Raw genomic sequence first — 22,844 nt, 5'->3', positions numbered from 1 at the left:
CTATGTTTTTCCGGGCAATAAAAATATACCTGATTATAGGTAAAATATCACACGGTTGTAGCGTGGCATATTTGAAATTCGCTACCTTTGGAGACAAAGTAAACTAAAAGAAAAAGAATATGAGAAGGATCAGTTTTTTCATCTTTTCGGTAGGTGCACTATTGTCTTATATCGTTGGTTTCACGGCCTGTGGCCTGGCGGGAACACCCATCGCCAAATCGGCACCAGAAAACAATCCCAGTTACAAAGTCGAGTATCTGTTTGAGCACGATGGCTGTAAGGTATACCGATTTATGGATATGGGGAATTACATCTATTTCACCAACTGCCAGGGAGACGTAACGAGTATCGAAAACGACAGTGTCCGTATTGTCAATAAGATACGCAGGCAACCGGTAAAAATCCACAGGGAACCGATTGAATAAGGTCACACAGTGATACTATGTTTCTTAAATATCTCTTTTGCATTTGCCAGACGTTCGGCAGACAGGGGCTCTACGTCCTTTAGTTTATAATCTATTCCTTGCGCTTCATATTTATACGCGCCCATCGTATGATAAGGCAGAAGTTCTGCTTTCTGAACCACCTTATATCGACTGATATATCCGGCAAGTTTGTCTAAGGCCTCATTATTATCAGTCAGTCCGGGAACAATGACGTGACGAATCCACACAGGAATACCGCGCTTCTCCAACTCATCCAGGAAACGTAATGTATTATCCAGCTTTACAGCCGTCAGACGGGGGTGTAATTCGGGATCGATCGTTTTTATATCCAGCAATACCAGGTCGACCTGTTCAAGTACTTCCAGCGCTTTCGGGGTACAGATATAGCCGGATGTATCCAATGCCGTATGAATACCTTCCTCCCGGCAAAGACGGAAAAACTCAGTAAGGAATTCGGCCTGCAACAAGGGTTCTCCCCCGGTAACGGTTACGCCACCCTTAGCAATGAAATTCTTGTACCGCAACACTTCCGCCAGCAACTCGTCCGGTGTCATCCGATATTTAGCACCTCCTTTACTGTCCCAGGTATCCGGGTTATGACAATACAGGCAACGGAGCGGACAACCTTGCATAAAGACAACAAAACGTATCCCGGGACCATCCACAGTCCCAAAACTTTCTAAAGAATGAATTTTCCCTGTAAGCATATATCTTAAAAGCCAACCGATTCCCGCGTCAGACACGGGAACCGGAGCTTCTTTTCATTAATCTTTATAAAGAGTGATTGATTGTTCTTGAAATTACATCCAACTGCTGTTCGCGTGTCAACTTCACAAAGTTTACCGCATAACCGGATACACGGATCGTCAACTGCGGATAGTTTTCCGGATGATCCATGGCATCGAGCAACAGTTCCTTGTCGAATACGTTGACATTCAGATGCTGTCCACCGTCAGGAGTAAAGTAACCGTCCAGCAGGCCAACCATATTGGCGATCTGAATATCACGTTCCTTACCCAGCGTTGCAGGAGATACGGCAAAGGTATAAGAGATACCGTCGTGTGCATGCTGGAAAGGCAGTTTGGCTACAGATGCCAGTGCAGCGATAGCCCCTTTCGTATCGCGTCCGTTCATTGGGTTGGCACCCGGAGCAAACGGCGTACCGCCTTCGCGACCGTCGGGAGTGGCCCCCGTCTTCTTTCCGTATACCACATTGGAGGTAATGGTCAGGATAGACTGTGTCGGAGTCGCATTACGGTATGTCTGGTGCTGGCGCAAATATTCCATGAACTTTTCAGTGATGTCGACAGCGATACTGTCGGTACGGTCGTCGTTGTTACCGAAAGGAACATAATCGCCTTCGCGTTCGAAATCGACAGCCAGGCCACGTTCGTCGCGGATCACTTTTACTTTTGTATCGCGAATAGCGGCCAACGAGTCTGCCACGATAGAAAGGCCGGCAATACCTGTGGCGCGAATACGTTCCACAGAGCCGTCATGCAAAGCCATCTCGAATGCTTCGTAAGCATATTTATCGTGCATGTAATGGATGATCTTCAGTGCGTTCACATAGACCTTAGCCAGCCAGCGCATCATCTGCTCATATTTTTCCATCACTTCGTTGTAATCCAGGTATTCGCTGGTGATCGGCTCGAATTTCGGAGCTACCTGTGCACCCGATCTTTCGTCACGGCCACCGTTGATGGCATACAACAGACATTTAGCCAGGTTGGCTCGTGCACCGAAATACTGCATCTGCTTACCGATCTTCATCGGCGATACGCAGCAGGCGATACCATAGTCGTCGCCATAATCGGGACGCATCAGGTCGTCATTCTCATACTGGATAGCCGAAGTATCGATGGATACCTTCGCACAGAAACGTTTCCAGTTTTCAGGAGCGTTATTGAACCACAGAACCGTCAAGTTGGGTTCCGGTGCCGGGCCGAGGTTATATAATGTATGCAGGTAACGGTAAGATGTTTTCGTCACCAATGAACGGCCATCGACACCCTGTCCGCCCAGAGATTCTGTCACCCAAACAGGATCGCCTGAGAACAGGTCGTTATATTCCGGCGTACGAAGGAAACGAACGATACGCAGTTTGATAATAAACTGGTCGATCAACTCCTGCGCCTCTTCTTCCGTCAGTTTGCCTTCGCGGATATCTTTTTCAATATATATGTCGAGGAAAGTAGAAGTGCGTCCCAATGACATGGCCGCACCGTCCTGGTCTTTCACCGCAGCCAGATACCCCAGGTATACGAACTGAACCGCTTCACGTGCATCCTTAGCCGGTTTCGTAACATCGAAGCCATAGCCGGCACACATCTTTTCGAAGGCTTTCAGTGCCTTGATCTGTTCGGATATCTCTTCACGGCTCTGAATGATTTCTTCGGTCAGTTCCTGTATATCGAGTCTTTTCAGATAATGTTTCTTTTCAGCGATCAGGATTTCCGTACCGTAAAGGGCTACACGGCGGTAGTCACCGATGATACGTCCGCGTCCGTAAGCATCCGGCAGCCCGGTGATAATAGCGGAACGGCGTGCGGCAACCATTTCATCCGTATAAGCGGAGAATACGCCTTCGTTATGTGTCTTTCTATATTTAGTGAAAATTTCTTTTGTCATCGGATCGAGCTTGTAGCCGTAAGCTTCCAGGCTGTTTTCCACCATACGTGTTCCGCATTTCGGGTAAATACCACGTTTCAGAGGGGCATCGGTTTGCAGGCCGACAATTACTTCGTTTTCTTTGTCAATATAACCTGGCCCGTAAGTATCTATACCTTGAGGATATTTTGTTTCAGCGTCGTAAACACCCTTTTCCCTTTCTACCTTAAACATTTCGGTCAATTTATCCCAAACTTTCTTCGTCTTGTCCGAGGAGTCTTTCAAGAAAGTGTCGTCCCCTTCATAAGGTTTGTAGTTGTTCTGGATAAAATCCCTTACATTAATCTCTCTCTTCCAAATCTCGCCTTTGAACTGCGCCCAGTTCTCGTTTTCAAACTTCATACCTATTTTGTTTTCTTCGGTTTTAATTTCGATGCAAAGGTACGTTATTTATATGTCATGCGAAACAATCAGTAAATACATCATGTATTCCCAACGGTCAAAATCCCTACAAATAGTTACTAAAACGGCAGATATATTGTGGCTTATCGCCTGATATAGGTATCAAACAGGAAGGTTCATAAATAACATCAAAAAAATAAAAAAGGAACCATCCTTCACAGGCGAGTTCCTTTTTTATGTCGGAAACAACCAATAAAAACATTCCGACATACGTTTAATCATCTTATATGCTTACATAATTAGCAAAAGGTTTTGATATAGCGATTATACTAATAGTGTTACTTTTCTATGTTGCAAAGATAGAGGTGTCAAGGGGAGTACACAATACCTATTATATAGTAAAAAGAAAGGCTTCAGCTACCTATTATGTGTTATAATTGCGAAAATAGGTTTCTTTGATAAACAAAAAAGAGCCATTCTTCACAGGATGACTCAGTTTTATATATGAAAGGGACAACCAATAAAAAATCCCTTTCACGGGTATTTACCTTAAATAATAGGTGTACATAAAAATCAACAAATCGGGTTTTGGCCGAACGATTATACTAATAGTAAAACTTAATTGATGCGACAAAGGTAAAAGCACGTAAAGACGCACGCATTCGACAGTTATCGAACGATTAAAGAATGACTGTTATTGAATGTTTAAAGAATAGATGTTGAATGAATTCTCATTTTATACAAAGAAACAAATAATAATAGGAAGGATACTATTGAAGTGGTTTTGTTTTTGTACATATTATTACCAACTAATGAGTATTTGGTGACAAAAATCAATTCAAATACCTACAAATAGGTAAGATTGATCGTTTTTTACCTACAATACGCGATTGCACACACTTCGCAACTACTCTAATTTTGCCAAAAATTAAAAAAGGCAATGAGAAAATTAACAAATCTATTAGCTATCACTCTACTTGGCTCTTGTGTAACAGCCTTCGCACAAAATGAAGAAACATCAACAGCCGTAGAAAAATCAGCAGAGATTTATGCTAACGGTTATGACAAATTCCGCTTCGGTGGTTATGGAGAGATTTTGGCGAATTTTATGGATTATGGAACTAATCGCTTTACAGGTAAAGGAACCGGAAACACAAAAGATCATCGCAACTCGATTTCAATCCCACGATTCGTTTTAGCTTTCGACTACAAATTCAATTCTAAATGGATTTTAGGTGCTGAAATTGAATTTGAAGCTGGTGGAACAGGTACTGCTTATGAAATTGAAAATACAGAAAACGGAGAATATGAAACAGAAATTGAAAAAGGCGGCGAAGTCGCACTTGAACAATTTCATATCACGCGTCTTATTCATCCGGGAGTCAACTTTCGTGCAGGACATTTAATTGTGCCAGTCGGTTTGACAAACGAACACCATGAGCCAATCAATTTTTTCGGGACTTCCCGTCCCGAAGGAGAAACTACTCTACTTCCTTCTACATGGCATGAAACCGGTATTGAGGTGTTCGGTACTTTCGGACGTGATTATACACGATTTAATTATCAAGCGTTGGTTGTGGCTGGATTGAACGCCAATGGATTCGACCGTAACACTTGGGTTGCAAGTGGTAAACAGGGAATTTTCGAAACAGATAATTTCACATCACCAGGTTATGTAGCACGCCTGAATTATCTTGGCATACCAGGACTAAAAGTAGGTGGTTCATTCTATTATTGCCGTAATACAGGCTCTAACTCTGACAAACAAAAAGACTATTCCAATATCGGAAAGATTCCTTTGCGTATTTATAGTGCCGATTTTCAGTATAAAAACAAATATGTAGTAGCTCGTGCAAACATGATTTACGGTAATTTGAGTAACACTGTAAAACTGAGTGAGGTTAACAACAAATTGTCAGGACTTTCCCCTTACTCAAAGACCACACCAATCGCCAAGCGTGCTGTTAGTTATGGTGGTGAGGTCGGATTTAATCTTCACTCGATTTGTAAGGAGAACAAAAATGTTCCGGTGATCTATCCATTTGTTCGTTACGAATACTATAATCCACAGGAAGAGGGCGAAGGCCATTTGACTATGGATTTACGAAACAAGGTCAGTATGTGGACAGTCGGTGCTAACTGGTATGCACTGCCAAATCTGGTTTTCAAAGCTGATTACACTGCACGAAAAATTGGTGACGGCAATTATAATAGTGAAAACGAGTTCAGTCTGGCAATCGCCTATGTCGGTTGGTTCCTAAATAAATAAAAGAGAATAATAGAAATAACTAATTTATACGAAAATGAAGAAAAAAAATTTATTTTATTTGGCTGCCTTATCACTGTGTATGGCATTTTCTATGAGTTCGTGCTCAGATGACGACCCAAAACCGGATGTAATAGATACTCCGGAAGATTTAGATTATACGGCTGAAAATGCCAGTGCATGGGGAAATTATATGTATAATGTTGCCCTTTTATTGGACAAGGACGCAACAGATTTGTACAAATATTGGTCAGTTGATTACAATGGCAAAGGATCGTTTCTAACTCAATTCAAAGATCAGACAGGTGGCACTTATAACAGTCCAAAAGCTTGTATTGAAGAAATGGTTCAAAATGGTATGTGGAACATAGCCAACGAAGTAGGTACGGCTAAGATTAAGGATCCGTATGATAAATATACTGGAGGTGATAAAGAAGGCGGAATATATGCGGTTGAATCATGGTATAGTTGGCACTCACGTGACGATTATACGAATAACATTTTCTCTATCCGTAACACCTATTATGGACGGATCGATGATAACGATGTAAAGAAAGTGAATGAAAATTTAAATGCTTTCGCTTCCTACAAAGATTTCGACGACGAAGGAGATATTCACGAAAATTCATTTTCTAAGTTAGTAGCCTCTGTTGATTCAGATTTAGACGAAAAGATCAAAGAACTGATATTTAATGCAGCCAAGACCATTCAGAGTATCCCTCAGCCGTTCCGTAACAATATCGACAGCGAAGAATCTGTTGCTGCGATGAATGCATGTAACGAGTTAGCTAATACACTAAAAAATGAATTACTGCCTTTTGTATCAAATGAATTGAGCGATTCCAAATATGACAAACAAATGGCATCCGTTGTAAGTCAGTTTGCTGATGCCGTTGTGATGCCGACTTATAAAGATTTGGAAACAAAGAACAAAGCTTTGTTAGCTGCCGTTCAAGCATTCAAAGACGCTCCTTCAGACATCAACTTCCAAAAAGGATGTGAAGCTTGGATTACAGCACGTGAACCATGGGAAAAGAGTGAAGCATTTTTATTCGGTCCGGTTGGCGTAGAAAACTTAGATCCTAACATGGATAGCTGGCCTTTAGACCAGAACGGCATTGTACAGGTATTAAAAGATCAAAAATGGGATGATATGGAATGGAGTGATGGTGCTAGCGATGAAGCTATTGAAGCTGCACAGGGTATCCGTGGTTATCATACACTTGAATACTTATTGTTTAAAGATGGAAAACCTCGTACAGTAGATACGAAGTAAAAAGTCAGCAAAAGTCTGACGATAAATAATATAAACCTTGAAGTAACCAGAGCAACTCGCTTCGGCCGCTTCAAGGTTTTAGAATGATAGAGAAGTCATGCTTCCTACAAAGATATTAAGTACAGAAAAACAATAAAAAGATAATATGAAACGATTTTATCTGTTTGCATCCTCATTGTTCCTGCTGTTCTCCTTCGCAGCTTGCGAAGAAGACGGCAAGATGGATATGGATAAGATAGAGATCCCGAAAGGTTACGCTTTGTCAGCTGGAACTTCTACTATCTTTCTCAATTCATCAATAGCATACGACACAGAAGCAGAGTGGGTAACAGGTGCCAACTCAAGCCGTTTCACCAATGGAGACGGACTTTACGATGACGTACGTACGAGTAATAACGGTGACGGAGGTGGCCTCGGCCCTGTTTATGCCGGTTATTCGTGTGGTAGCTGCCACCGTAACGCAGGACGAACAAAACCAACATTGTGGGAAAGCAGCGGATCGGGAAAATATGGTTTCTCTTCCATGCTGGTCTATATCTCACGACGCAATGGCTCCTTCTTCCGTGATTACGGACGTGTACTTCACGACCAAGCGATTTATGGAGTCAAACCTGAAGGAAAATTAGCTGTAAAATATGAATCTCAGACATTTTCTTTTCCTGATGGGGAAACTTACGAACTGTGCAAACCCAATTATACCATTACAGAATGGTATAAGGACAGCATCGCTCCTGAAGATTTATTCTGCACGGTACGTATTCCTTTACGCCATGTCGGCATGGGACAGATGATGGCAATCGACCGAACCGAAATAGAAGCACTTGCCAGAAAAAGTAATTATCCAGAATATGGCATCAGCGGCCGTTGTAACTATATCACAGAAAAAGGAGTGACTGGTGTAGGCCTTTCAGGCAACAAAGCACAACATCTCGACCTGACTGTAGAACTTGGTTTTTCGAGCGACATGGGTGTTACCAATAGCCGCTATCCCGAAGAAATATGTGAAGGGCAAGCGCAAGTAAACCAGGGAAGTATGATGGGATTATCTTATGATCAACTGGATATCTCGACCAAAGACATGGAAGATGTAGACCTCTATCTGCATAGCTTAGGAGTTCCAGCGCGTAGAAATGTAAACGACCCACAAGTAATCAAAGGTGAACAAAAATTCTATGAAGCCAAATGTCACCTTTGCCATGTTACAACACTGCATACACGGCCGGGAGGTGCTAACCTGCTCAACAACACGCGGCTACCCTGGCTCGGCGGACAAACAATCCATCCCTATTCCGATTACCTTCTGCACGATATGGGATCTGAAATCATGGGCGTAGGCCTGAACGACAACTATGTCAGCGGGTTGGCTCGCGGAAACGAATGGCGTACGACACCATTATGGGGTATCGGACTTCAGGAAAAAGTCAACGGACATACCTATTTCCTTCATGACGGGCGCGCTCGCAACTTAATTGAAGCCATCATGTGGCATGGCGGAGAAGGAGAAGCCTCTAAAAATCTATTCAAAAAAATGAGTAAAGAAGATCGTGACGCGGTAGTTGCTTTTCTCAACTCGCTATAAAATATTTAACAAATAAGAAAACAGGACATGAAACAACTAATAATCATACTCACAGCGTTATTGCTTTTACCTGTAACGGTAATGGCACAATATGAAGAAGATACAGAAAATGGTGTCGTATCATTGTCTGGAAAAGAAGGTTTCTCCATCGCCACCAAAAAAGGAGATTTCTTATTTAAACCTTATATGTTAGTTCAAACCAGTGCCAACATTAATTACTATGATGATGAAGGACTGGATCCTGCCTATAATCAAGACAACATACACAACAGTGGTTTTTCCATTCCGTATGCAATTCTAGGTTTTACGGGTAAGGCATTCAACAGGGTGACATTTAACCTATCTATTAATGCAGCCGGAAGCGGAGGAAATATACTTCAACAAGCTTGGTTCGATGTGGAAGTAAAAAAGAGTTTTGCGATACGGGTCGGTAAATTAAAAACTCCGTTCTCCCACGCTTACCTGACGACATTAGGAGAAACATTAATGCCAACATTACCAACTTCGCTTACTTCATCCGTAATCCTGCCTTATTCATTAAATGCCGTAACACCGAATATCGGTATGGGATTCGACCTCGGTGTAGAAATTCACGGATTGGTAAAGGATAAGTTCGGCTATGAAGTAGGTATCTTTAACGGAACAGGCAGCACAGTTAACGTGGCATCCAAAACATTCAGCGACGATTGGCATATTCCATCGCTGCTTTATGCAGGCCGTGTCACTTATATGCCGAAAGGCGTCATGCCTTCCAACCAGGGTAATCCGAACCGTTTGAAGGAAGATAAGATGCTGTTCGGACTCTCCACCTCTTTGAACGTGGAAAGTGAAAGTGAAAGTACAAACGACTACCGTGCAGGTGCAGAATTTGCCATGTTGAAAAATCACCTTTATCTAGGTGCCGAAATCTATTATATGCATGTAGGTTTCACCAAACGACAAAAGATCGATGAAAGTTATAACTACTTGGGTGGTTATGTACAAGGCGGTTACTTCGTGACAAAAAAATTACAGGCTACAGCACGTTACGACTTCTTCAATCGTAATGGTTTAGACACAAACGGCTTCCTGAATATACCGGCTGTCGGTATCAATTATTTCATTACCAGTTGTAACCTGAAATTACAAGCGATGTATCAGTTCATTGGCCGTACGGGGCATGACACACAACTTGACCGTGATAATGATGATCTCGGACTTGCCATGCATTCTGGTACGGTTTTACTTCAATACACATTCTAACAGTTCTGCCATGAAACAAAAATTTATTTCATTTCTACTTCTCCTAACGCTTTTTGCCGTCATAATAACTTCATGTGATGATGGCAAAATATACAACGAAGGAGGAGGTACGGTCAATAGAGAAGGCAGTACGGTTAAATTAACAGCTCAGGTAACAGGAAACACTAGCTGGCCGAGCGGTTACAGTTTGGTACTTGCCGGATTCGCATCAAATGAAAAATATGCCCAAATGGCTAAAGGATTAGTGATAGACAAAAACGGGAAGGTGGATATGGTGCTGAGTGGAGTCACCAGTGAAGTGAATCAACTAGAAATATGCATCATCAACAAACTGAGAAAACGCATTGCAACTTTATATAAAACAGATTTTACAGAACAGGAGGATACTATCTGGATCGATGCAGGCACAATCAATGCAGGCATATTCAATAGCATTCAGAATGAAATCCTTACTGCCTGTACAAATTGTCATGGTGCAGGTAATGGTGCCGCAGCCGACTTATATCTGACGGAAGGAAAGAGTTATGCGGCATTGATAAACGTAAAAGCTATTACATCTGAAGACGAGAAAGCATTGGTTAAGCCTAACGATGTGGAAAATAGCTATTTAATAGATGTATTGATAAAAGGGGCTTCGCCTCACTATCATAATGACATACTATCTGGAGAGATAGATAAACTGGATTTGCTGGAAAGCTGGATTGAAGATGGCGCCCAGGAATGATGATTAATGCTCCATTGCATTAAATATAAAAACAATTTTATACAATGACATTCAAAACAAAAACATACGAACAAAACACCATTAACGCTCAAATTTGTTCTTTTGAAGGCAAGGGAGGGGTAACGGAATACCATATCATGTTTTCCGTTACCGACCCTTCCCTACCTTTCACTGAACAATTAAACAGATTGGAAAAGGCTTATGAGACGGCTACAAAACAGGAGGCGGATCATGCCGTAGCCGTTTTCCGCCGTTATTTTCTGAGTGATGCAGCCAATCAGGCCGAGTCGCTGATCGAACGGGAATGTGAAAATCCTTATTGCGCACTGTCAGTGGTACAACAGGCTCCGATGAACGGAACCAAGATCGCCTTGTGGGTCTGGTTACAAACCGACATGACGACAGAAACCTATAAGTCAGGGATGTTCGAAGCAGCACACAACGGTTACCGTCATTTGTGGAACGGAGGAGCACACAACAAGGCTGCCACCTCTGAATATCAGACCCGCCTGTTGCTCAACGACTACGTAATGCAGCTCACCGAACAACATTGTACGCTGGCTGCCGATTGTATCCGTACCTGGTTCTTCGTGCAGAATGTAGATGTAAATTACGCCGGTGTTGTAAAAGCCCGCAAAGAAGTGTTCATCACTCAGAACCTGACGGAGAAAACACATTATATATCCAGTACCGGGATAGAGGGTCGTCATGCCGACCCGAACGTTTTGGTACAAATGGATGCCTATACCGTCGATGGCCTGCAACCGGAACAAATCCGGTTCCTCTACGCCCCTACTCACCTGAACCCTACATATGAGTACGGGGTTACGTTCGAACGGGGAACAACGGTCTCTTATGGCGACCGTAAACACATATTCCTTTCCGGTACCGCCAGTATCGACAACCGGGGAGAGATCGTTCATCCCGGAGATATTCTGAAACAGACCGAACGGATGATGGAAAATATCAGTGCATTGCTGCAGGAAGGCGGAGCCTCCATCGATGATATCATGCAGGCAATCGTCTATCTCCGTGACCCGGCCGATTATGTGGAAGTAGACCGCTATATCCGCAGTAACTATCCGCATCTGCCGCACCTGATTGTACTGGCGCCGGTATGCCGTCCGGGATGGTTGATTGAAACGGAATGTATTGCCATTATTCCGGCAGACCTTCCGCAATACCCCTGTTTATAAATGAAACACCATAAATACAACAACTATGTATAAACAAGGAAAATACAAAGAGACTGATAAAATGAGTGACTTGATTTGCGAGAACTATCCAATGGTTCTCGTAATGAGTCGCTTCGGTATCGACCTGGGATTCGGGGAGAAAAACATCGGGGATGTATGCCGGCAGAACGGAGTGGATTGCTGTACATTCCTCACCGTTGTCAATTTTCTTTCGGAAGAGAATTCGACTACAATCAACGAGATCAACAAATGCCTTTCCCTCGGATCACTGATCACCTATCTGCATAATGCACACGATTATTTCCTGAACTTCCGGTTGCCGCATATCCGCCGGAAACTGACGGAAGCGATCACCGGTTGCCCGAGTGATATCGCTTTCGCGATTACCAAATTCTTCGACGATTATGTCTACGAGGTGCATAAACACATGTCGTATGAAGAGAAAATCGTCTTCCCCTATGTGCGCAATCTGCAGGAAGGGGTGAAAGATCCCAAATACAATATCAGCATCTTCCGCAAACGACACGACCAGATAGAGATGAAGATCGTTGAGCTCAAAAATATCCTGCTCAAATACTATCCCGGACCCGACAATTACCTGCTAAACAGTGTCCTGTTCGACATCTTTGCCACCGAACAAGATCTGTCCTCTCATAACCGGGTAGAAGATTACCTCTTCGTTCCCGCTGTACTAGCAATTGAAAAAACAATCAAATGACTGTTGATTTATGAGCGCAAACATAAAAATAGCCGTTGCAGAACCTTCTGCCATTATCCGTTGCGGACTGATCACCATATTGAAACGGTTGCCGGGGTTGCATATCCAGCTGACGGAAATCGCTACGGCTGAATGCCTTGTGGAAAGCCTTCGCATGCACCGACCTGAAATACTGATAATTAACCCTTCACTTCCCGGATATTTTGGGATACAGCATCTGAAAGAAGAATGTGGCTGCTCCGAAATGAAATGCCTGGCTATTGCCTGCATGGCAACCGATCAAGCCATGCTCCGCCCGTATGACGACCTGCTCAATATTTATGACAGCCCCGACGAACTGAAACATAAGCTGGAACGGCTGAATGCAGAAGAAACATCCCCCGAACCGGAAGAGGAGGAAGAACAGCAAACATTAAGTTCGAGGGAAAAAGAGATCGTTGTCTGTGTTGTCAAAGGTATGACGAACCGGGAAATCGCCAACCGCCTGTATCTTTCTACCCACACCGTGATCACCCACCGCCGGAATATTGCCCGGAAACTGCAGGTGCACAGTGCCAGCGGTCTGACTGTATATGCCATTGTGAACAAATTAGTTGAATTGAATGATATAAAGAAAGCCTGACAAATATTATTTTCTCACAGCTTTTGGTTTCTTTTCACATTCCAGAATTTGGCTTCAATCTGATATACCGTATCTTTGGGAAACAAAAAATATATATCAGGCTACCATGGATCTAATAACAAGACAATACAACAAGACTAACGTACAGATCACTTCCTTTGAAACAAAAAAAGGGATCATCGAATATCACATCATCCTCGAACAAACAGACTGTATGGATGATTACCCCACCCAGTTGCAGGATTTACTAAAAGCCTATACGCAATGCGTGGAGGAGCTTCCGGGAAACCCGACCGCCGTATTCCGTCGCTACTTCCTGAGTGATGTGACCAATCAGACCGCTTTACTGATGGAACAGGAACGTTCCAATCCATATTGCGCCCTTTCCATCGTACAACAGGCTCCGATGAACGGAACTAAAATAGCCCTTTGGGCATGGCTCCAGACAGGTGTACAGACGCAGGTGCTTCCGAGCAATCTGTTCGAGGCCCGTCATGGAAGCTACCGCCAGCTTTTCGGTGCCAACCTTTGCAACCGTGCCGCCAACTCGGAATATCAGACACGGCTTATCTTCCGCGATTACATCATGCAACTGACCGATGCCAAGTGTACGCTGGCCGCGAATTGTATCCGTACCTGGATATTCGTACAGAATGTAGATGTCAACTATCCGGGCGTAGTAAAAGCCCGCAAGGAGGTATTTGCGACACAAAATCTCACGGAGAACACGCACTTTATCGCCAGTACCGGTATAGAAGGAAGATATCAAGACCCAAATGTATTTGTCACAATGGATACGTATGCCGTATCGGGTATCGGACAGGAACAGATCCAATACTTATACGCTCCCGACCATCTGAGCCGGACATACGAGTACGGAGTGACTTTTGAAAGGGGCGTAGCCATTACGTACGGCGACCGCCGCCATGTATTCGTTTCCGGTACCGCCAGTATCGACCGATACGGTGAGATCGTCCACCCGGGAAATGTGATCAAACAATCCGAGCGCATGATCGAAAATATCACCGCCTTGCTGAACGAAGCCGGAGCCGACTTAAACGATATTATGCAAGCAATCGTCTACATACGTGATACCGCCGACTTTGCCCGCGTCGAACAATATATGAAGGCCAACCACCCGGATATCCCTTACCTGATCGTTCGTGCCCCGGTATGCCGCCCCGGTTGGCTGGTCGAAATCGAATGCATCGCCGTAGTTGCCGTCGATGAACCGGAATATCCGGCATTGTAATCAATTATTATTGCTATATTTGCGACAGAACCTTTAAAACATGAGCGATATGACATTAATCGAGCGCAAACAACAGCTTATCCAACGCCTGAAAACTGTATTTGATGAACATCTCATCAATGAAATCGAACAGCTACTGGATCAAAAGGAACAGAAAAACGATATTCTATACTTTTCTCCGGAGTTGAAAGGAAAGATAGATCGTGCCTTAGAACGAATGAAAGCAGGGAAAGGTGTTTCTCATGAAGATATGAAAAAAAGATTTGCCAAATGGTTAGCTCCAGAACAATAATATGGGATGAAGAAGCTGACATCCCCAACAAACGTGAAAGATTAATAACAACCAAAGCCATTAGGAGAAAAAGCATTACCTTTGAACTGTTGAACGATCAATAACACCAAAACAATTAAGAAAGAAACAGCCTATGTACAAAAACGGAAAATACCGGGAAACCGATAAAATGAGCGATTTGATATGCGAGAACTATCCGATGGTCCTCGTGATGAGTCGTTTTGGAATTGCCTTAGGGTTCGGAGAAAAGAATATCGGAGAGGTGTGCCGCCAGAACGGTGTGGATGCCTGTACCTTCCTGACAGTGGTCAACTTCCTGACGGAAGATATTTCCGCTCCTGTCACCGATGTCAATAAATGCCTTTCTATCGATGCGCTGATCACCTATCTGCATAACGCTCACGACTACTTCCTCAACTTCCGCCTGCCGCATCTGCGCAGGAAACTGGTGGAAGCAATCGACGAATGCCCGAAAGACGTAGCCTTCGTGATCCGGAACTTCTTCGACGAATATGCCGAAGAGGTAAACAAACACATGTCATACGAAGAAAAAGTGGTCTTCCCGTATGTTCGTGGCCTGCTGGCTGGGAAGAAAGACCCTAAATACAATATATCGATCTTCCGCAAACGTCACGACCAGATAGAGATGAAGATCGTGGAACTGAAGAATATCCTGATAAAATATTACCCCGGTCCCGGAAGCAACCTGTTGAACAGCGTCCTGTTCGACATCTTCGCTACCGAGCAAGACCTGGCTTCCCACAATCATGTGGAAGACTATCTCTTTATGCCCGCTATTTTAGCTTTAGAAAAAACAATTAATTGATGCCCTATGAGCACCACACTGAAAATCGTTATTGCCGAACCCTCCGCCATTGTCCGCAACGGACTGGAAACAATACTGAAACGCTTGCCAGGCGGCTTGCGTATCCAGTTTTCTGAAATAACGACTATCGAGTCGCTTACTGAGGATCTCCGGACATATATGCCGGATATCCTTATCATCAATCCTTCTATTCCGGGCTATTTCACGATCCCCCACCTGAAAGAAATGACAGGTTGCCCGAATATGAAATGTGTGGCTATGCTCTATGCTCCTATCGACCATTCCCTGATCCGTTATTACGACGACCACATCAATATCCTCGACAGTGCCGACGAGATCGGGCTTAAACTGGAACGGCTCCATGCCAAATCGGAGGAAGACGGCGATGGTGACGAACAACAAACATTGAGTGCCCGCGAAAAAGAAATCGTTGTCTGCGTGGTAAAAGGCATGACAAACCGCGAGATCGCCGACCGTCTGTTCCTCTCCACTCACACCGTTATTACACACAGAAGGAATATCGCCCGCAAGTTGCAGGTACATAGTGCCAGCGCCCTCACGGTGTATGCGATTGTGAACAAGCTGGTAGAGCTTAGCGATATCAACAAGGCCTAAAGTAAGAACCATACTTATCAAACGAAGTAAGGGGATCATTTTGCAATGATCCCCTCTTCTTTTTAGCCCGTCTCCGGTCATTCAAATGCTATAACATCACTTTATAACGTTTACCGTTCACCTCCACAATATAAGCGCCGGAAGGGAATTGCCAGCAGGTTTCTCCCGAAAGGAGACGCGCCTGTTTCAGTAATCGTCCGCTAAAGCTATATACTGCAGCCTGGCCCTCGGCGGCGACACGTATATACAGGCAACCGTCGGCTGTACGAACTTCCACACCATCGGCTACTATTGTCTCGTTAGCCACCGGGGCAGGATTCTTTACGATACCGTCGATCCTTATCTGCACGTCGGTGCGCACATACTTCACGATGTAAGCACCGTCACTATTACGCGGCGTGATGGTTTCACCTCGGTCAGTAGTCACCACAGGTTCGGATTGCTCGTATCCTTTATCCACAGTCAGATAGAAACGGAAGCTACCCCATGCTTCCACCTCATACTCTCCGGCAATCGGGTCGGTGATTGCACCTTCCACTGCCGGAAGGGAAACAGTATTAGTTTCGGACGGCTCGTAAGGCGGTATATAAGGTGGCGTATCATCTTCCTTTTCCTGCAAGGTAAATTCCACCTTCGACTCATGGCCTGCCTTATCGAAAACGCTGGCTTTATGAAGACCGGCTGTAGAGGCATTGCTGTAAGTCGTTGCATCGACTACCAGCGTTACTTCCTGACCATCTACCAGCAGTTTGGCAATACCGCTACCATTCGCACCGTCACCAAAGGTAAGCGTATAGCTCAGATTGCTGGTGGTGAAGGTCAGAGACGGAAGAGTTTTATCGAGTTGAACGTGGAAGGTCTTTTCAACAGGCATTGTTTGTCCGTCACGTAGCAGGGAATAAGAGTAGTCATAACTACCCTCTTTAGTGATTACGATAGAAGTTGTCCAATCTTCCGACACACGTGCCTGGGTGTTAGCTTTTATTTGAAAACCGTCGGGAGCTTTCAGGGTGATATCACCGGTACACCAACCGTTTTCACCGGATAACGCGGATGGCGTAGCAGATAGTTCTTCTGTTTTGATATCGATAGTACCCGGTTCAGCAGCTAATTTCAATTCGTAATTATCCTTCTTAAAGCTACCGTTATCTTTTAAAGTCAGAGAACCGAGAGAAAATACCTTAGTACTCGAATTCCACGCCAACTTACCGGTAAATGCGGCTGTTTCGCTACTAACGGTTCCTGTCGAAGTAAAAGCAGGTTCATAAGTTGCGACTTCCTCATTATAAATGGATTGTCCGGCAGCCGGGGTAACCGTCAGCGTGGCCTTCTTGACTTTAAAAGTTATGGTGACCTCCTTTGTTACATCATTTGTAGCTGTTGCAATAAAGGTAAGCGATTTGCCTGTTTCATCTACTTTTGATGGTGTTCCCGAAACTTTAAGGCCGGAAAGGGCAAGGCCGTCAGGTAATGTATTGACGCCTTTCAAAGCCAACTCTTTTAAACCTCCGGCATTACTTATATCATCCGATAATTCATTCGCAGTAAAAGTATGTTCGTAGCTTGTTCCGTAGGTAGCATCAGGACTCGCAAAGCTCTTTGTTGTAAAACTTACTGGTTCCCAAATTGCATAAAGCGTCTTTGCTTCACTAATATTACTAATAGTTTCTACTTTCACTGTTGCGCTACTTGTTTCTCCCCATCCTTTAAAAGTATAGTAGTTGCGGTTCGGGTTAACTTCACTCTCAGTCGTTATATTTGTTCCTGCCGGATAAACTTTAGCCGTTGAAGAAGCTGTTCCATCGTTGGTGTTATAAGTTACAGTATAATAATTCACCGTAACACTCTGTGAAGCAGAACCCGATACTGTAAATGTCTGATTAGTCGTTTCCCCATTGGCATAAACAGTATAACTTCCATCTTCCAGATAAAACACATTCGCAGTTCCACTTATAGTAGAGCCTGAATTATCCTTCTTTACGGTAAATGTTTTATTATGGTCATTCCATATGCTACCATCTTTTTTAACAGTAGTCTCTATTACCTGATGATAATACGTTTTACCATCAACACTACATTTATCAACAACCGGATTAGAACCCTCCGGTAACCACAAATATGCTTTTCCATTTTCATCGGCTTGCATATCTTTACAAGCATAAGAGTCGGCTCCTGTCAATGATATTATCTTTGCATTGGCAGGTAAACTACTGATTTCTTTTTTTACCACATTAGTTGAGCCATTAGTCGGAGTTACCGATCGAATAGTGGGATCATAAGAAACAGAACCTCCAGTTATGGTGACAGAAGTAGTTGATTTTCCTGCCCCATGTCCAATAGCACCAATACCTCCTCCTTCAAACAATGTAATAACCGTCCCCCCGGTAATTGAAATTGTTCCACCATTACCACCTCCCCCTCCTCCAATAGAGGCCGGATCATACATTGCATGATGAGTTATAGCTATAATATGCCCACCATTGATAGTGATAGAAGAAGCAGAGCCACTGTCTCCTCCCCCAATACCAGCCGCACAATCGCCATGTTCTGCCCGAATTGTACCGCCATTTATTGTAATTGCTCCGGCTGTTTCTCCTTTATTTGAGCCAATCCCGGCACCTCCATACGCATAAGAACCTTGATGTCCCTGTGCCCTCAAAGAACTCCCATTGCTCGCTTCCGTAATCGTCAGCGAAGTATTTTGAGCTACACGCAATCCGGCTTTACTATTTCCTGTTACCACCAGCGTATTCTCCCCGCTAAGCGTCAAATTTACCGTACCTTTTGTAATATCGAAAGGAGCACCATTAGAGCCATTCATCGATATATTTACATTCTCAATAGTGATATTGACAGTACCGTCAACATTTACTTTTATATTCTTAGAGGTCTGATCACTACCGGTTATCTTATAATCACCGGCAGTAGAAATTTCATATGTATTGCCAGAATAGTTATTAATATTAACCTCTGTTACCGTTTCCGCTTTAGCCTGCGGCAAACACAAAAAAGCGAAAGCGACCAATAGCCATACCGCTCTGAGTCTTAATTTCTTATATTCAATATGCATATCCAATTGTTTTAACATTTATTTGTAAGGGGTATGTCAACAACGTTGTTGAGGTCGGTGTCAACACCACTGTTGAGTAGGGTGGGAACAACGGTGTTGAGGTAGGTGGGAACAGCAGTGTTGAGTATTGTGTCAATAACGTTGTTCCCATTCCTCCCGATAACGGGTTATTCGATAACCGGACGATCATCTTCACCACCACCGGGTTGACTGCCTACACTCAACAGAATAGGGTACTGATACGTACGCGGCTCTTTTATCACCGAATAGCCGGCACCTGCCTGCGTGGTGATACTCAGCAGATATTGTCCGTCGGGCAGTGCCGGGATCTGGATAATGATCTGCGAAGTGGTATTTGATACGATCAGGCTAACCTTAACAGGAGTCTTGTTGGCCCCGTCGGGCGTAAAGTAAACGCCTACCGACGGATCATCGCCCTTCAGCAACAAGCCTGTACCGGAGATAATACCCGGAGCATTCGGGGTCAATACCTGGCTGACAGACTTGGTAGTCGAGTCGGTGAAGCCGTTGATAACAGGGCCTGTCTTGGCCTTACGGAAACCGGGGATTAATAATTTCAAACCATTCAACAACGCCTTACCGGGCGTATAGGTGACACCGAATTTATGTATTTCCGAGTTGAAGACAGGAGTTTCCCCTTCCAGTGGCCCGCTAAAATTGAGCAACCACTGTCCTACCCCATCTACTACACTCTTACCTTGCGCAATAGCCTCGACTTTAATCTCGTCGGCCATGCCGAGAATGTTCAAGATCGTTTCCGGACGATACTCGGTACGTGCCTTGACGATACGTTCTGCTATATCCGAATTGTGAATCGTTCCAGTGATAGCTACTTTTCCTGAGTAATCGTTAGCTTTTTCTGTCAGTACGTTATCGTACAGGTCGACAGTGAGAATTGTTTTTTCTGCCATGATAGTATAAATTGTTTAGTATTTATGTCCGCTTGTAAAGTCGGGCAAGTTCTTGTCTTCTAAAGTAGAAACAGAGGGAAAGGATCAGTCGGTTACCCTCTTGAATATGTATAAAAAAGCATTGTTCGTACAGATCGTTATAACGGTAGAAACTGACTCCAATCCGAGTTTTTCCATACTATATAACTTTTTTTTATTCAATACATTCACAGAAAACAGGTTCCTGGTAGTCTGTAATATCCATATATTATTTACCATATTCTAGAAGTTTGATTGAGTTCGTTAAGAACTTTGTAATGGATATTGATTATTAAAGAGTAGATTCCTTGAAAAGGTATTAAAATCAGGGATAAATTAGTGATTACCCTATCAAAACAATCTTTATTTTGGAACTCCTATGGTACCTCATCAGTATATTATTTCATTCAACAAAAGAAGAGAATGGGCAAACTATTACCTCCATATCATGAAAATTAATCAGAGAGGTTATATCTATTCAGCTGTATTTATTATATTTGCATTCGAAAAAGACAAAGTTCTTAACGAACTACGTCATTTAATAAACTTCCACCCTTCGTTTTCTCCATTAACATAACAAATCCCAAAAGCAGTTTCTTTCTTGATAATTAACCCTAACATTTCACCCTTTTTTTAAAACGGAGCAAACAATATCCGAAACCATGCTGTTAAGAACAAAGAGTATCACTAATAATGAATATCACATGAAGAAATTCTTTTTAATAGGTGCAACGTTATTTCTTTCTTTGTATGCAGGTGCACAGCATGTGGCATTAAAGAACAATATCGTTTACGATGCTACCGCCACTCCCAACCTGGGTCTGGAAGTGGGATTAGGTAAAAAGGTTACAATGGACCTTTCTGCAGGTTACAATCCTTTTGAGTTCAACAACGACAAGCAGTTCAAACACTGGCTGGCCCATGCAGGCGTACGCTTCTGGACTTGCGAGAAGTTTAACGGGACATTTATCGGCGTCCATGCGTTGGGCGGCCAGTACGACGTGGCAGGCTTCAAGCTACCGTTCGATATGTTCAAGAAACTGGAAAACCATCGCTATGACGGTTATTTGTATGGTGGTGGCGTAAGTATCGGTCACCAATGGATATTATCCAAACGCTGGGGAATCGAAGCCGAGATCGGTGCAGGTTATGCCCGTATGCATTACGACGAATATGCCAAAGGCAAAGACATGCCGAAACTACGCACAGGCAACCACAATTACTGGGGAGTGACCAAAGCATCCCTTTCCTTCATCTATTTCATCCACTAAAATCAAGCAAGCAAAATGAAGAAGTTATTCTATATAGCAACCGTTTTATTATGCTCCGCCTATGGGAGCATGCAGGCTCAGACTGTCAGCCCCGACGGTATAGCTTACAGCGACCTGCAAGTAAACAAACAGGGTAGCCAGGTTGTATTATCAACTACTGCCAACCTCACAAATATGGAATTGAAATCGCAGAACATGGTGATCGTCACTCCGGTGCTTCAATCGGCCGATAAGGCACACACGGTGAAGTTCGACCCGTTCGTGATTACCGGAAAGAAACGTATGAAAGCGCTCGACCGTGAAATGGGCTTCGGTGCCGATCCGTTCGAACAGAGCCCGACCGTGATCTTCCGTCATAAAAAGAACCAGGCCGAGTCTATCCCCATGACACTGACCGTGCCTTACGAAAGCTGGATGCGTAATGCCTCGCTGGTGATGCAGGCAAATACCACCGGATGCGCTTCGTGCGATGTAGCGAGCAATATCACTCCGCTGTCGTCACGCATCCTGCCGCCGGTAGTTGCACCGACTTACGAGCTGAGCTATGTGACTCCTCCGGCAGAACCGGTAAAACAGCGTAGCGAAACCCATTCGGCTTACCTCAACTTCGAAGTGGGCAAGTCTGTCCTGCTGCATGATTTTAAGAACAATGCGGCCGAGCTGAAGAATGTAAGCAAGATCGTAAGCGAAGTACGCAACGACAAGAACTTGAAGTTTACGGAGTTCAATATCACCGGATATGCTTCGCCGGAAGGTGGCTACGAATATAATATGAAATTGTCGGAAAGCCGTGCCAAAGCGTTCGCAACCTACATGAAAGATAAGGAAGACATGCCGGAATCACTGATGAAGGTGAACTGGGAAGGTGAAGACTGGATCGGCCTGCGTAACGCAGTCAAAGCATCCAACCTGCCCAACCGCGATGAGATCCTGAAAGTGCTGGAAGTATCCGACATCAACAAACGTAAAGCGCAGTTGAAAGCTCTGAACGGCGGCAAGACATACCGTATGTTGCTGGATGATTATTATCCTGCCCTGCGCCGTATCGACTATACATTGGCTTACATCGCCCGTCCGTTCGACGTGAACGAAGCGAAACAGGTAATCAAGACGAAACCGCAATACCTGAGCCTGAACGAAATGTTCGTGGTAGCCAACACTTATCCGAAAGACAGTGAAGCCTTCAAGGAAGTATTCGACATCGCCGTACGCCTCTACCCGACCGACCCGGTGGCACAACAGAACACTGCCGCCCTCGAAATAGAACGCGGTGCCAACGACGCCGGTATCGAACGTCTGCAAAAGATCAATACACCGGAAGCCTGGAACAACCTCGGTGTTGCCTACGCCAAGAAGAAAGAGTACCGGAAGGCACTCGAGTATTTCGGCAAGGCTGCCAATGCCGGTGTGAAAGCTGCTGCACAGAACGGAGCCGAACTGAGCAACTGGCTGAAAGAACAATAAACACTTACCCGTGTCGAACACGG

The 22,844-nt window shown here is 44.1% G+C and carries 19 protein-coding genes; 15 read left to right on the top strand and 4 right to left on the bottom strand.

The window, feature by feature from the left end; translation table 11 throughout:
• Positions 1-119 precede the first annotated feature (119 nt).
• Positions 120-425: a DUF4884 domain-containing protein gene (locus QZ076_RS07535; protein WP_293711937.1), complete on the top strand. Its 306-nt coding sequence runs from the start codon at positions 120-122 to the stop codon at positions 423-425.
• 2 nt (positions 426-427) lie between these two features.
• On the opposite strand, the gene pflA is transcribed toward QZ076_RS07535, so the two are convergent.
• Complete coding sequence (gene pflA, locus QZ076_RS07530; RefSeq protein WP_293711935.1) at positions 428-1,153, bottom strand: pyruvate formate-lyase-activating protein; 726 nt, start codon at positions 1,151-1,153, stop codon at positions 428-430.
• 64 nt (positions 1,154-1,217) lie between these two features.
• Positions 1,218-3,458, bottom strand: a complete 2,241-nt coding sequence (gene pflB / locus QZ076_RS07525; protein WP_293711933.1) for a formate C-acetyltransferase — start codon at positions 3,456-3,458, stop codon at positions 1,218-1,220.
• Positions 3,459-4,398: 940 nt separating this feature from the next.
• On the opposite strand from pflB, the gene QZ076_RS07520 reads away from it, so the two are divergent.
• From QZ076_RS07520 to QZ076_RS07465, 12 genes are all read left to right on the top strand, one after another.
• Positions 4,399-5,727, top strand: coding sequence for a porin (locus tag QZ076_RS07520; protein WP_293711931.1), 1,329 nt, complete (start codon positions 4,399-4,401; stop codon positions 5,725-5,727).
• A 34-nt stretch (positions 5,728-5,761) separates the two neighbouring features.
• Positions 5,762-7,000 carry an imelysin family protein gene (locus QZ076_RS07515; RefSeq protein WP_293711929.1) on the top strand — a complete coding sequence of 413 codons (1,239 nt, stop codon included), beginning with the start codon at positions 5,762-5,764 and terminating at the stop codon, positions 6,998-7,000.
• Between the two features lie 145 nt (positions 7,001-7,145).
• Positions 7,146-8,579, top strand: a complete 1,434-nt coding sequence (locus QZ076_RS07510; protein ID WP_293711927.1) for a di-heme oxidoredictase family protein — start codon at positions 7,146-7,148, stop codon at positions 8,577-8,579.
• A gap of 27 nt (positions 8,580-8,606) precedes the next feature.
• Positions 8,607-9,821 (top strand): porin, encoded by a 1,215-nt coding sequence (locus tag QZ076_RS07505; protein WP_293711925.1) that lies wholly within the window; start codon positions 8,607-8,609, stop codon positions 9,819-9,821.
• A gap of 10 nt (positions 9,822-9,831) precedes the next feature.
• Entirely contained in the window at positions 9,832-10,545 is a 714-nt protein-coding gene (locus tag QZ076_RS07500; RefSeq protein WP_293711923.1) for a hypothetical protein, read from the top strand.
• Between the two features lie 44 nt (positions 10,546-10,589).
• Positions 10,590-11,741: a Rid family hydrolase gene (locus QZ076_RS07495; RefSeq protein ID WP_293711922.1), complete on the top strand. Its 1,152-nt coding sequence runs from the start codon at positions 10,590-10,592 to the stop codon at positions 11,739-11,741.
• A gap of 25 nt (positions 11,742-11,766) precedes the next feature.
• Positions 11,767-12,459: a hemerythrin domain-containing protein gene (locus QZ076_RS07490; protein WP_293711921.1), complete on the top strand. Its 693-nt coding sequence runs from the start codon at positions 11,767-11,769 to the stop codon at positions 12,457-12,459.
• Positions 12,460-12,469: 10 nt separating this feature from the next.
• Positions 12,470-13,081 carry a response regulator transcription factor gene (locus tag QZ076_RS07485; protein WP_293711920.1) on the top strand — a complete coding sequence of 204 codons (612 nt, stop codon included), beginning with the start codon at positions 12,470-12,472 and terminating at the stop codon, positions 13,079-13,081.
• A 106-nt stretch (positions 13,082-13,187) separates the two neighbouring features.
• The gene (locus tag QZ076_RS07480) at positions 13,188-14,333 is read left to right on the top strand and encodes a Rid family hydrolase (RefSeq protein WP_293711919.1); all 1,146 of its coding nucleotides are present in this window, start codon (positions 13,188-13,190) and stop codon (positions 14,331-14,333) included.
• A 49-nt stretch (positions 14,334-14,382) separates the two neighbouring features.
• Positions 14,383-14,625, top strand: a complete 243-nt coding sequence (locus tag QZ076_RS07475; RefSeq protein ID WP_293711918.1) for a hypothetical protein — start codon at positions 14,383-14,385, stop codon at positions 14,623-14,625.
• A gap of 133 nt (positions 14,626-14,758) precedes the next feature.
• Positions 14,759-15,451, top strand: coding sequence for a hemerythrin domain-containing protein (locus QZ076_RS07470; protein ID WP_293711917.1), 693 nt, complete (start codon positions 14,759-14,761; stop codon positions 15,449-15,451).
• Positions 15,452-15,457: 6 nt separating this feature from the next.
• Positions 15,458-16,066: a response regulator transcription factor gene (locus tag QZ076_RS07465; RefSeq protein WP_293711916.1), complete on the top strand. Its 609-nt coding sequence runs from the start codon at positions 15,458-15,460 to the stop codon at positions 16,064-16,066.
• An 88-nt stretch (positions 16,067-16,154) separates the two neighbouring features.
• Here QZ076_RS07465 and QZ076_RS07460 read toward each other — a convergent pair whose 3' ends face one another.
• Together QZ076_RS07460 and QZ076_RS07455 are read right to left on the bottom strand one after the other, a co-directional pair.
• Entirely contained in the window at positions 16,155-19,136 is a 2,982-nt protein-coding gene (locus QZ076_RS07460) for an InlB B-repeat-containing protein (RefSeq protein WP_293711915.1), read from the bottom strand.
• 167 nt (positions 19,137-19,303) lie between these two features.
• Complete coding sequence (locus tag QZ076_RS07455) at positions 19,304-20,068, bottom strand: DNA-binding domain-containing protein (protein WP_293711914.1); 765 nt, start codon at positions 20,066-20,068, stop codon at positions 19,304-19,306.
• 722 nt (positions 20,069-20,790) lie between these two features.
• Between QZ076_RS07455 and QZ076_RS07450 the strand changes: the two genes are divergently transcribed.
• Positions 20,791-21,357, top strand: coding sequence for a DUF3575 domain-containing protein (locus tag QZ076_RS07450; protein ID WP_293711913.1), 567 nt, complete (start codon positions 20,791-20,793; stop codon positions 21,355-21,357).
• Between the two features lie 15 nt (positions 21,358-21,372).
• The gene (locus QZ076_RS07445; protein WP_293711911.1) at positions 21,373-22,821 is read left to right on the top strand and encodes a DUF3868 domain-containing protein; all 1,449 of its coding nucleotides are present in this window, start codon (positions 21,373-21,375) and stop codon (positions 22,819-22,821) included.
• The last annotated feature ends 23 nt before the right edge of the window (positions 22,822-22,844 follow it).

The sequence above is a fragment of the uncultured Parabacteroides sp. genome, from assembly GCF_905196875.1.
GTDB lineage: Bacteria > Bacteroidota > Bacteroidia > Bacteroidales > Tannerellaceae > Parabacteroides.
This window is presented reverse-complemented; position numbering and strand designations above follow the sequence as displayed.